This is a genomic window from Nocardiopsis lucentensis DSM 44048 (assembly GCF_000341125.1).
GTDB classification, from domain to species: Bacteria; Actinomycetota; Actinomycetes; order Streptosporangiales; family Streptosporangiaceae; genus Nocardiopsis; species Nocardiopsis lucentensis.
Genome location: NZ_ANBC01000568.1, coordinates 1 through 10,979, shown reverse-complemented (window position 1 = coordinate 10,979; position 10,979 = coordinate 1). Strand labels below are relative to the sequence as shown.

The 10,979-nt window shown below is 71.9% G+C and carries 12 protein-coding genes and 2 riboswitches; of the genes, 7 read left to right on the top strand and 5 right to left on the bottom strand.

Translation table 11 applies throughout. From position 1 onward, the window contains the following. Nucleotides 1–84: 84 nt before the first annotated feature. The gene (locus D471_RS0119475) at nucleotides 85–468 is read right to left on the bottom strand and encodes an energy-coupling factor ABC transporter substrate-binding protein (protein ID WP_017600158.1); all 384 of its coding nucleotides are present in this window, start codon (nucleotides 466–468) and stop codon (nucleotides 85–87) included. Continuing rightward, nucleotides 465–1,232, bottom strand: coding sequence for an energy-coupling factor ABC transporter permease (locus D471_RS0119470; RefSeq protein ID WP_017600157.1), 768 nt, complete (start codon nucleotides 1,230–1,232; stop codon nucleotides 465–467). The genes D471_RS0119475 and D471_RS0119470 overlap by 4 nt, the downstream gene beginning before the upstream one ends. Nucleotides 1,233–1,261: 29 nt before the next feature. Continuing rightward, nucleotides 1,262–1,482: riboswitch (cobalamin riboswitch) on the bottom strand. A 177-nt stretch (nucleotides 1,483–1,659) separates the two neighbouring features. Between D471_RS0119470 and D471_RS0119465 the strand changes: the two genes are divergently transcribed. Beyond that, nucleotides 1,660–2,322 (top strand): protein-L-isoaspartate(D-aspartate) O-methyltransferase, encoded by a 663-nt coding sequence (locus D471_RS0119465; protein ID WP_017600156.1) that lies wholly within the window; start codon nucleotides 1,660–1,662, stop codon nucleotides 2,320–2,322. A 15-nt stretch (nucleotides 2,323–2,337) separates the two neighbouring features. Here the strand turns inward: D471_RS0119465 and D471_RS0119460 are convergent, their stop codons facing one another. Both D471_RS0119460 and D471_RS41350 read right to left on the bottom strand, forming a co-directional pair. Continuing rightward, nucleotides 2,338–3,243 carry a carbohydrate ABC transporter permease gene (locus D471_RS0119460; RefSeq protein ID WP_017600155.1) on the bottom strand — a complete coding sequence of 302 codons (906 nt, stop codon included), beginning with the start codon at nucleotides 3,241–3,243 and terminating at the stop codon, nucleotides 2,338–2,340. Beyond that, the gene (locus D471_RS41350; protein WP_017600154.1) at nucleotides 3,240–3,605 is read right to left on the bottom strand and encodes a carbohydrate ABC transporter permease; all 366 of its coding nucleotides are present in this window, start codon (nucleotides 3,603–3,605) and stop codon (nucleotides 3,240–3,242) included. Before D471_RS41350 ends, D471_RS0119460 begins: the two co-directional genes overlap by 4 nt. A gap of 65 nt (nucleotides 3,606–3,670) precedes the next feature. Between D471_RS41350 and D471_RS41345 the strand changes: the two genes are divergently transcribed. Continuing rightward, a complete protein-coding gene (locus D471_RS41345; protein ID WP_206538957.1) occupies nucleotides 3,671–3,904 on the top strand; it encodes a hypothetical protein in 234 nt (77 codons plus the stop codon). 374 nt (nucleotides 3,905–4,278) lie between these two features. Here the strand turns inward: D471_RS41345 and D471_RS0119450 are convergent, their stop codons facing one another. Continuing rightward, entirely contained in the window at nucleotides 4,279–5,622 is a 1,344-nt protein-coding gene (locus tag D471_RS0119450; RefSeq protein ID WP_017600152.1) for an ABC transporter substrate-binding protein, read from the bottom strand. Between the two features lie 380 nt (nucleotides 5,623–6,002). Here D471_RS0119450 and D471_RS0119445 point away from each other — a divergent pair, with 380 nt between their 5' ends. From D471_RS0119445 to D471_RS0119425, 5 genes are all read left to right on the top strand, one after another. Beyond that, nucleotides 6,003–7,370 carry a glycoside hydrolase family protein gene (locus tag D471_RS0119445; RefSeq protein ID WP_017600151.1) on the top strand — a complete coding sequence of 456 codons (1,368 nt, stop codon included), beginning with the start codon at nucleotides 6,003–6,005 and terminating at the stop codon, nucleotides 7,368–7,370. A 50-nt stretch (nucleotides 7,371–7,420) separates the two neighbouring features. Beyond that, on the top strand, nucleotides 7,421–8,434 hold the full coding sequence (locus tag D471_RS0119440) for a LacI family DNA-binding transcriptional regulator (RefSeq protein WP_040690398.1): 1,014 nt from the start codon (nucleotides 7,421–7,423) through the stop codon (nucleotides 8,432–8,434). 119 nt (nucleotides 8,435–8,553) lie between these two features. Continuing rightward, a riboswitch (cobalamin riboswitch) is annotated at nucleotides 8,554–8,759 on the top strand. A gap of 63 nt (nucleotides 8,760–8,822) precedes the next feature. Then, on the top strand, nucleotides 8,823–9,794 hold the full coding sequence (locus tag D471_RS0119435) for a hypothetical protein (protein ID WP_017600149.1): 972 nt from the start codon (nucleotides 8,823–8,825) through the stop codon (nucleotides 9,792–9,794). Continuing rightward, on the top strand, nucleotides 9,791–10,456 hold the full coding sequence (locus D471_RS0119430) for a precorrin-8X methylmutase (protein ID WP_017600148.1): 666 nt from the start codon (nucleotides 9,791–9,793) through the stop codon (nucleotides 10,454–10,456). Before D471_RS0119435 ends, D471_RS0119430 begins: the two co-directional genes overlap by 4 nt. After that, on the top strand, nucleotides 10,453–10,979 hold a 527-nt coding region (locus D471_RS0119425; RefSeq protein ID WP_017600147.1), incomplete at its 3' end, for an SAM-dependent methyltransferase. The genes D471_RS0119430 and D471_RS0119425, both read left to right, overlap by 4 nt.

The window sequence follows — 10,979 nt, the reverse complement described above, 5'->3', positions numbered from 1 at the left end:
GCCGCAGAGACCCCCCTTGACGGCGGGGTGGTACCGCCGCCACCGGCTCCGGTAGGCGGCGGTGTCGATCGGTGTCACGATGGGTCAGCCGTCGGAGACGTCGTCGTTCGGCTCCGGGGCGGCGGTTCCGGTACCGGTGGTGACGGCGGGTCCCTGCTCAGGGCGCAGGCGGGACCGTGTGCGGGCCACCCCGAACGCGTAGCCGACGATCCCGGCGCCGATCGCCGCCTGCAGCGCGAACAGCCCGGACTCGACCTCCCCCGAGGGCAGCTCGACCACGGGCGACAGCCACGGCTCGTACTCCGGGTTCAGCTCGTTCCCCAGGCTCTCGGCCTCACCGTCGGCTCCGGCGAACGGCTCCTCCAGGTGGTCGGCGGCCCCCGTCAGCAACGGCAGCACCGCAACGACGGCCACGGCGCCCAGCAGTACCCAGGTCACCCACGCGCGGGGCTTGGTCTGGTCGCTCATTCGCTGCTCCCCTTCTCCCGGTCCTCGGCGGCGGTCGCGGGCGCGGCCTCGGTCCGCGTCCCGGACGGGGACGGGGGTGCGGCGGACGCGCGCAGGACCCCGAGCCGGACCAGGTCGCCACGGCTCACCGAGGTGAGGATCCGGATCACCGCCACGGTGATGAGGCCCTCGATGACCGCGATCGGGATCTGGGTGAGGGAGAAGATCGTCGCGTACTTGACGAACGCCCCGACGATCCCGCCCTCCGGGTCCGGGTGCGCCAGGGCGAGCTGGAGGCTGGTGACGGTGTAGGTGCCCAGGCTGGCCGAGAACGCCGCCGCGAACACCGACAGGGACAGTGACAGCCCCTCGGACAGCCGGGTGGTGACCGAGCGCACGAGCCGGAACGCTCCGTAGGCCACCCACGGGCCGACCACCGCGAGCGAGAAGGCGTTGGCTCCGAGGGTGGACAGTCCGCCGTGCGCGAGCAGCAGTGCCTGGAAGAGCAGGGTGATCGTGCCCAGGACCGCCATCACCGGTGGTCGGAAGAGCACCGCGCCCAGGCCGACCCCCACCGGGTGGGAACTGGTTCCGGTCGCCGAGGGGATCTTCAGTGCCGAGAGGACGAAGCAGAACGCGCCCGCTGCGCCGAGCAGCAGTTTGGCGTCGGGGTTGGCGCGGACCTCGCGGGTGAGCGAGCGGACGCCGTGGACGATGAACGGTGCCGCGGCCGCGGTCCAGGCGGCGGCGTGCAGTGGGGGCAGCAGGCCTTCGGGTATGTGCATTGTGGGGACCAATCTCCAGCACCTCGTGGGCGGTCATCAGCGCCGTGGCCGGTCTCCTGGCTGCCGGGTCACCGTCCCCGTGTCCGCCTTCCCAGGTCCGCACCCGTGAGAGTGCCTCCCCAGTGGCGTGTGGCCGCGTCACCGGACGGATCCGGTCGTACGCGGGACACGAGGGCTTCCCGTACACAGTGGCGAGGGCCGCGCCGGATTCACACCGGACTTCCCGAACACCACGGCCCCCTGAAAGTACGCCCTGACCGGGGGGTTGGCAATAAGCGGGGAGGAAGCGGCCCCGCCCGAACCCCGTGTGAAGGACGCGCGGAACTAAGCTGCTGACCACAGGCGACCAGCCTTCCGTGCCGCGTCGACCCTGGGGTCCGCCCTGGTGGCGGGGCGGCACGCGTCCCCTGGGCAGGGAGGGGTTCAGGTGCTTTGGAGTGCCGCCCCGGAGGACCTGGTCCGCGCGGTGCGGGCGCAGGGTGTACACGACGAGCGCGTGCTCGCGGCGTTCGGCGAGGTCCCGCGCGCCCGGTTCGTCCCGGCCGCTCACCGGGCCCAGGCCTACGAGGACCGCCCCCTGCCCATCGGGCACGGACAGGTGACCACGCAGCCGTCCCTGTCGGCCGCGATGATCGAGGCCCTGCGGCTGACAGGGGACGAGCGCGTGCTGGAGGTCGGGACGGGCTACGGCTTCCAGACCGCCCTGCTGGCCCGGTTGTCGGCGCGGGTGGTGAGCGTCGACCTGTGGCCCGAGATGGTCGAGCGCGTCCGGACGAGGCTCGAGGGCCTGGGTGTGACCAACGTCGTGCCGCGCGTGGGCGACGGGACGCTCGGGGCTCCCGACGAGGCGCCGTTCGACGCCGTCCTGGTCTCGGCCGCCCACCCGAGGGTTCCCCCGCCGCTCGTCGAGCAGCTGGCGACGGGAGGGCGGCTGGTACAGCCGATCGGCACCGGCGGTGACGAGGACGTGGTGCTGTTCGTGCGCACGGAGCGGGGCCTGGAGCGCCGCGCCTCGGTGATCCGCGCGAGGTTCGTCCGGCTGCACGGCGAACACGGCTACCCGCTCCCGGAGGGGTGGGCGGACGCCTGACCCCCTCCGCCCCGCTCAGCCCTTGAGCCCGCTGGAGGCCACGCTGCGCACGAACCAGCGCTGGAAGACGAGGAACACGACGAGCATGGGCAGCACCATCATCACACCGAAGGCCATGATGTCGCCCCACTCGAAGGGCGGCTGTCCCTGGTAGACGCTGATGGCCAGCGGCAGCGGGCGCACGGCCGGATCATTGACCATGAGCACCGGCCACAGGAACATCCCCCACTGTGTCAGGAAGGACAGGATGGCGACGGTCGCGAAGACGGGCTTGCTCATCGGGACGATGATCCGCACGAAGATCCTGAACGCTCCCGCTCCGTCCATCCGCCCGGCCTCCTCGATCTCCTTGGGGATCTTCAGGAAGAAGGAGTAGAAGAGGAAGACGGAGAAGGCGTTGGCGACCAGCGGGACCGACTGCACCGCCAGGGTGTTGCGGAAGTCGTTGAGCAGGTAGAACAGCGGCACCGCGATCGCTTCGAAGGGGAGCACGACCAGCGCCAGGACCAGGATGAGGACGGCGTCGCGGCCACGCCAGCGCAGTCGGGCCAGAGCGTAGGCGGCCATCGAGTTGACCACCAGGCCGCCCAGGACGACGATGCCGGTGACGATCACCGACGTACCGAGGAAGTCCAGGAAGTACCCGGTGCTCGGATCGTCGAACGTGGCGAAGACGTCGACGTAGTTGTCCAGGGACAGGTTCCTCGGGACGAAGCCCGCCAGCCCGTCCAGGACCTGGTCGTCGGGTTTGAGGCTGCCGACGACCATGTACAGGATCGGGGAGGCGAAGAGCAGCGTCACCGTGCTCATCAGCAGGTAGTCGAGTCCGCGCCGCACGGACGGGTGGAGTCGGCGCGCCGGCCCGCGCCTCCTGGTCGGGACCCGTCGGGGCGCGGTCGGCCGGTCGGTGAGCACGGTCATGAGATCTCCCGTTCCTGGGTGACGAGGCGGCGCTGCAGCAGGGTGAGGCCGAGGACCACGACGAAGAGCACGACGGTCATGGCCGCGGCACGGCTGACGTTGCTCTCCGCGAAGGCCGTGGTCACCGCCAGGTGCATCACCGTGCTGGTGGCGCCGTCCGGTCCGCCGCGGGTCAGGATGTAGACCTGGTCGAACAGACGGAACGACAGGATCGTGGTGACCAGGGCGACGAAGACGAGGGTGTTGCGCAGCCCCGGCAGGGTGACCGCCCGGAACCTCTGCCAACGGCCCGCCCCGTCGATCTCGGCCGCCTCGTAGAGCTGCTTGGGAATACCCTGCAGGCCGGCGAGGATGATGACCATCTGGAACCCGNNGCATGGCGGTGCTCGCCTCCCCGAGCCAGTCGTGTGAGGAGAACAGGCCGAAGGTGGCGAGCCCGAGCACGGAGTTGAGCATGCCGTCCGGCCCCGGATCGAAGATGAGCCGCCAGACCGTCGCGATCAGGGCCATCGGGAAGACGACCGGCATGAAGAAGAACGTCCGGAACACCGGCATGCCGCGCAGCGGACGGTTGAGCAGGAGCGCCAGTCCCAGGGCGGCCGCCGTCTGCACGGGCACGATGACGGCGGCGAACAGGACGTTGTTGCCCAGCGCCCGGTAGAAGTCGCCGCTGAACTCCGGCGAGGCGAGGATGCGCCGGTACTGCTCCAGGGCGAAGAAGTCGGGCGGCCGGAAGGAGTCGAGCCGGACGTTGAACAGTGACAACCCGATGGCCATCGCGAAGGGAAGCGCGACGAACAGCAGCAGTCCGGCGACGGCGGGCAGGGCCATCAGCGGCCCCGCCCACCCCTCGCGTCGTGCCTTCGGGCGGGTTCGGGTGGCACCCGGCGGAGCGGGAGCGGTCATGGAGGGTCCTTGAGGTCGCAGGGATCTCGGGGAGCGGTCTCTCGCGCGGGTCGGGCGCCGCGGGGACCGCGTCCGTCGGCGGACGCGGTCCCGGTGGACGGCGCGGCGCCCTCCCTCGGAGACCGAGCGCTAGGAGATGGTGAAGGAGTCGTTGTCGGCGAAATCGGTGTCGATCGCGGTGACCGCGTCGTCGAGTGCCTCGGAGACGTCGCCCCCTTCCCAGATGGTGGCGAAGGCGTCGGCGAACTGACGGGTGATGACGGGGTATCCGGCGGTCACCGGGCGCGGCACGGACACGCAGTCGGCGGTGACCGGTCCCTCTCCGCAGGTCGCCGCCAGCTGGTCGGCGAACAGCGCGAGATCCCCGCCCGGACCGTACAGGTCGCTGGCCTCGACGGCGGACCTCGTGCCGGGAGGCGCCCCGTTGGCCGACGTGAGGGCGGCGACCTGCTCGTCGGCCATCAGGAAGTCGATGAACTCACCGGCGGCGGAACCGTTGTCGGAGGCACCGGAGACGCCCCAGGCCCAGGAGCCCTGGCCGGTCTTGACGCCGTTGCCGAAGTCGGGGAGGGGGAGCACGACGAGGTCCTCACCCAGCGCCTCGGAGTAGTTGGGGTACTCCCAGTGGCCGACGAGGGACAGCGCGACGTCCTCGGAGACGAAGGCGCTGTCGTCGGTGTTGGCGTCGGTGTAGGCGGCCCACTCCTGGACCAGGCTCAGCGCCTCGACGGTGCCGGGTGTGTTGAGGGCTCCGTCGGCGCTGTCGCCCTCGATCAGCGAGCCGCCCGCCGACCAGACCACGGGGGAGAACGCGTAGGTCGTCCACTCGCTGCCGGACCCGAAACCGTAGTTCTGCTTGACGTCCAGGACGCGGCCGTCCTCGTCCTCTGCGGCCAGGGCCGCGAGCGCGTCGGTGAACTCCTCCGCCGTCCAGGCGTCCTCCAGGCCCTCGGGGTAGGCGACCCCGGCCTCGTCCAGGAGGGCGGCGTTGCCGTAGACGCCGAGTCCGGAGTCGAACACGCCCAGGCCGTAGAGGGACCCGTCGATCGTGCCCTGGGCCAGGATCGAGTCGGTGGCGTTGGCGCGGGTCTCCTCCGACACGAAGTCGTCGATCGGTGAGAGTTTGCCGTTGTAGACCAGGCTGGCCATGGTGGGGCCGTCGAATTCGAGCACGTCGGGCAGTTCGTCGGGGCTCGACGTGGTGACGGTGGTCGTGTAGTCCGCCTCGGGGATGAGTGTGAGGTCCACCGTGATGTCGGGGTGGGTGTCGCTGAAGGCGTCGACCGCGTCCTGGAGGGCGACGACCTCCCGGTCCTGGCCCTGGTGCGCCCAGATCGTGATGAGGCCCTCGCCGTCACCCGCTTCGGCGCCCCCTCCTCCTCCCGTGCCGCACGCGGTGAGAGCCAGGGCTGGGACCGCCAGCACGGCCGCGGCGCGCAGGGCGCCGCGTGGTTCGGTTCGCTTGGTTCGCACGATCGTCTCCTCCTAACGGACACCCGACATGTCGGCCGCGATCGGCGGAGGTGCCGCGCCAGGCGGATGTCCGCGTGCCGGACAGGCGGTGTCCTGTGAGCTGTGCCACCCAACGCTAGCCACGGAAAACACGAATGCAATCGCTTACATCCAGTCGTTGCACTGCTGTGACAAATTACGCACCGAGAGCACACGATCCGACACAGGACGGCAACATCAGCACCCTGATCTCTCCGTTTACATGAAACCAGCGGAAACAATCACTCGCCTAGGAGAATGTAAGCGATTGCATGTACTGTTGCACCAGTCACGCTCCCGAAGGTCCATGACCGCAGCGGGGCCACGCCGTTCCCACGCCGTCCACGAGAGGACCGAGGACCATGCGCTACGCACCACCAGGGGCCTGCCTCAACGACTTCGCGGTCGTGGAGGGGCCGTCCTACGTGCTCCTGCACCTACAGGCCCCCTGGACCGAGCATCCCGACGTCAGCCTGCTGGAGACCTCCTACGGACGCGCCGTCTCCCACGACCTGGTCCGCTGGGAGCCGCTCGCGCCCGCCTTCGGCGTGGGCCGCCCCGGGGAGTTCGACGACACCAGCGTGTGGACGATGCACCCCCTGCGCCACGGGGACGGTTGGACGATGGCCTACACGGGGGTGCACGACGACGGGGACAAGCGGCAGGCCGTGGGTCTGGCACGGACCCGTGCCGACGACGCCTCGGGGTGGCGGCGCGTCCCCGGTGTCGTCGTGCGTCCGGACGGACGGTGGTACCGCACCGGTGCCCAGGAGGCCTGGCGCGACCCGTGGATCGTCGAACCGGAGGGCGGGATCTTCGGATCCCGCTACGCCATGCTCGTGTGCGCCCGGACCGCGCACGGCCCCGTCGAACGCTCCGGCTGCGTGGGGCTCGCCGTCTCCGACGACCTGGAGCGGTGGACCGTTCGGCCTCCCCTGCTCGTTCCCGGCGACGTCGACGAACTGGAGTGCCCCGTACTCGAACGCGTGCCCGGAGGATGGCTGCTGCTCGGCTCCATCGGCCCCTCCCACCACATCGAGGCGTGGCGGGCCGACCGGTTGGACGGGACGTGGGAACGGCTCGGACCGCTCGCACCGCCCGGTCCCTACGCTCCCCGCCTCGTGAACGGCCCCGGGGGCGAGCGGCTCCTGCTGCACACCGTCCAGCGCAGGACCGGACTGGACGACGGGGGCGCGCCCTGCCGGGGCATGCTCGCCCAACCCAAGGTTCTGGAGACCGCCCCGGACGGCCGTCTCCGGCTCGGCTGGTGGCGGGGCGTCGAACCCCACCTGCGGTCCGTGCCCGACCCCGGCGCCCCGGTGTGGAACGCGGTCGTGGACGTCACCGTCGACGGCGGGCCGGCCAGGGTCGTGCTCCGGGGCGAGGAGTCGGGGTTCACCGTGGACGTGGCACCGGACGGACTGCGGGTGCGATGCGGAGCGGGCGCCCCCGTCCAGGAGACCCGGCTGGAACGACCCGTCGGACACCTGCGCGCCCTGCTGTTCGGCGAGTACCTGGAACTGTACGCCGACGGCGTCTTCGTCGCCTGTGCCGTCTCCTACGGGCGCGCGCCGGGCCGCTGCCGGGCCCGTACCGCCGACGACCGCCCCCTCCCCCTGGACGTGCGGCGCGTGGAGGACCCCTACGCGGACCGCGACGACGTGTCGGTCGCCCTGCGCGCGGCCGAGTCCGCGGAGGACCCGCGGCGACGACCGCCGGGGGCAGAATAGGCTGCCTGGTGCCGGCACGGGCCGGGCGGTACGGATCAGGGGGAAGAGCCGTGGGAGCGAGTCTTTCGGATGTGGCGAACCGGGCCGGGGTCTCCACCGCGACGGTGTCGCGCGCTCTCCGCGGCCTGCCCAGCGTGGCGGAGCACACGCGCCTGCGCATCGTGCGCATCGCGCGCGAACTGGACTACACCATCACTCCGAGCGCGTCCCGGCTGGCGAGCGGGCGCACGCAGACGATCGGTGTCGTGGCGCCCTACGTCAACCGGTGGTTCTTCGGGCAGGTGGTCTTCGGCATCGAGGAGGTCCTCCGCGCGAGGGGCTTCGACCTGCTGCTGTACAACCTCCCCGACGCGGCCAGCCGCGACCGCTTCTTCGACGCGATACCGCTGCGGCGCCGGGTGGACGCGGTGGCCGTGCTGAGCATGCCGCTCTCGAGGGAGCAGTCGGCCGCACTGTCCGGGCTCGACGTGCCCCTGGGGTTGGTGGGCGCGGAGGCGGACGGCTTCGCGTGCGTGCGCATCGACGACGTGGCGGGAGCCACCAGTGCCATGCGCCATCTGATCATGCTGGGGCACCGCGACATCGCGCACATCAGCGGCGGGGGCCCGACGACGCACGACTTCACCACTCCGCGTGACCGAGCGCGCGCCTACCGCGACGTCCTGGGTGAGGCGGGTATCGCGTACCGGCCGGAGCTGGAGGCCGTCGGCGACTACACGGTGGCGGGCGGTGAACGCGCCATGAGCGCCCTTCTCAGCGGTGCCACACGTCCCACCGCCGTCTTCGCGCAGTCCGACGAGATGGCCTTCGGCGCGCTGCGAGCCATCCGCCGCAGTGGTCTGCGCGTCCCCGAGGACATCTCGGTGGTCGGCTTCGACAACCACGAACTCGCCGACGTCCTGGAGTTGACGACGGTCGAACAGCCCGTGACGGAGCAGGGGAACCTCATCGCCCGGATACTGCTCGACCTCCTGGAGTCCGGCGGAGAACCGCCGCCGACCATGATGCTGCCCACCCGTCTGGTGGTGCGCGGCAGCACCCGCCCCGTACAGCAGGGCCCCTGATCCCCGCGGCGGGCGCGGGCGACGTCCACCCCGGCGCGGAGCCGACCCGTCCGGGTGACGGGTCGGCTCCCCTGGGCCCCATCAGGGCGAAGGGCCCTGGGCCAGGTCCGGAGGTGACGAGATACCCTCGTCGGGCCAGTGAATCTCCACCTCGTGGGACAGGGAATCCGGTGAGAGTCCGGAACTGACGCGCAGCGGTGAGGGTGACGGTCGGGCACGTTCCGGGAAGACGTTTCCCGGGACAGCCACTGGAGCACCGCTCCGGGAAGGCGTTCCGCACCGGTCGACCCCGAGTCCGAAGACCTGCTGGCACTGGCGGTGAAGGGCCGCCAGGTCATCCGCGGACCCCGCGTATGGGTCCCTGACCCGAAGGACACACGCATCCCCGATGGACTCCCCGTCCCCCTCCCTCCGTACCCGGCGCGACCGCTGCCCCGGTGCGCTGCGCCCCTGGCCCGCCGACGACGGGCTGCTTGTTCGCCTCCGGCTCGTCGGCGGCCGGTTCCCCGCCCGCTCGCTGCTCGCCTTGGCCGCCGTGGCCGCCGAGTACGGTGACGGCCGGATCCACGTCACCGGCCGGGCCAACGTACAGCTGCGCGCCCTGCCCGGGCATGACGGAGAGCTGGCCCCCGAGGTGCTCCGGGCCTTGGAGGGGACCGGCCTGCTGCCCTCGCGCACCCATGAGCTGGTCCGCAACATCATGGTCTCCCCGCGCACGGCCCCCTCGGGGGCGTGGGAGGATAGGCGGACCGCGCCGAAGGCGTCCGTCGAGGGTGGAAGCTCCGCACCGTGCGGAGCGCCCCCGGAGCGATGGCGGGCGACGGGCGGGCGGGCCGACCTGCGCCCCCTCGCCGCCGCGTTGGACGGGCTGCTGTGCGCCGACCCGCGCCGCGCCGACCTTCCCGGGCGCTTCCTGTTCGTCCTGGACGACGGCCGCGGCGACCTGCTGGAGCGCTCCTGCGACCTGGGGCTGGTCGCCCTCGACGGGCACACCGCGCAACTGAGGGTCGGCGAGGGCTGGGGCCCGCTGACGCCGCTCGACGAGGCCGCCGCCGCACTCGTCCGGCTGGCCGACGCCTTCCTCGCGCGGCGCGGCGACGGACCCACCGCGGCCTGGCACGTCGCCGAACTCCCCTCCCCGCTGACCGAACCGGTACCACCGGACCCGCGACTGCCGGCCCCCGCACCGCCGCTGCCGTACGGCCCGCTGCCCGGGGGCGGACGGCACGCCCCCGTGACGGAGGAGGGTCTGGACCGCTCCGCGGCCGAGGCGCTCGCCGCCGAGGCACACGCCGCGGGATCCGACGAGCTCGTCGTCACGCCGTGGCGTGGCGTCATCGTCCCGGGAGGCGAACAGTGACCGCACCGAGCAGACCGAACCGACACTACGAGTACATCGACGACGGACCGGCGATCTACGCCGACTCCTTCGCCATCATCCGGCGTGAGTCGCGGCTCGACCACCTGCCCGCCAACGCCGAACGGCTCGCCGTGCGGATGATCCACGGCACCGGACAGGTCGACCTCGCCGACGACCTGGTGGTCCACCCCGACCTGGTCCCGGCGGCGCGCTGCGCCCTCCGGTCCGGCGCCCCGATCCTGTGCGACGCGACCATGGTGGCCACCGGCGTGACCGCGAGCCGCCTGCCGAGCGACAACGAGGTGCTCTGCCTCCTCGGCGACGAGCGGGTCCCCTCCCTCGCCCGGGAGTGGGGCACCACCCGGACCGCGGCGGCGGTGTCGCTGTGGGAGCCGCTGCTCGACGGCGCCGTGGTCGCCGTCGGCAACGCGCCCACCGCCCTGTTCCACCTGCTGGAAATGCTGGCCGACGGCGCCCCGCGCCCGGCCGCGATCGTCGGCTGCCCCGTCGGCTTCGTCGGCGCGGCCGAGTCCAAGCAGGCGCTGACCGAGTTCGCGGGCCGACACGGCCTCGACATCCCCTACGTGACCGCCCGCGGCCGCCGCGGGGGTTCCGCGATGACCTCGTCGGCCCTCAACGCACTCGCCAAGGAGGAGGAGTGACCGGTCGTTTCCACGGCGTCGGCGTCGGCCCCGGTGATCCCGAGCTGATCACCCTCAAGGCGGCCAGGCTCATCACCGGAGCCGACGTGGTCGCCTACCACGCCGGGGTCGGCAAGGAGTCCAACGCCCGCCGCATCGCCCGGGACCTGATCCCGGACACGGCGATCGAGGAGCAGCTCACCTACCCGGTGACCACCGGCGCGACCGACCATCCGGGCGGTTACGCGGGGGCTCTGGCCGACTTCTACGAGGCCTCCGCCGCACGGTTGGCCGCCCATCTGGACGCGGGCCGCGACGTCGTCCTGCTGTCGGAGGGCGACCCGCTGTTCTACGGGTCGTTCATGTACATGCACGACCGGCTGTCGGAACGGTACGAGACCGAGGTCGTGCCCGGGGTCCCGGCGTTCGCCGCCGCCGCGTCGGCCCCGCTGGCCCGGCAGACCGACGTGCTCACCGTCCTGCCGGGCACCCTGCCCGAACCGGAGCTGGCCCGCCGTCTGGCGGACACCGACGCGGCCGTGAT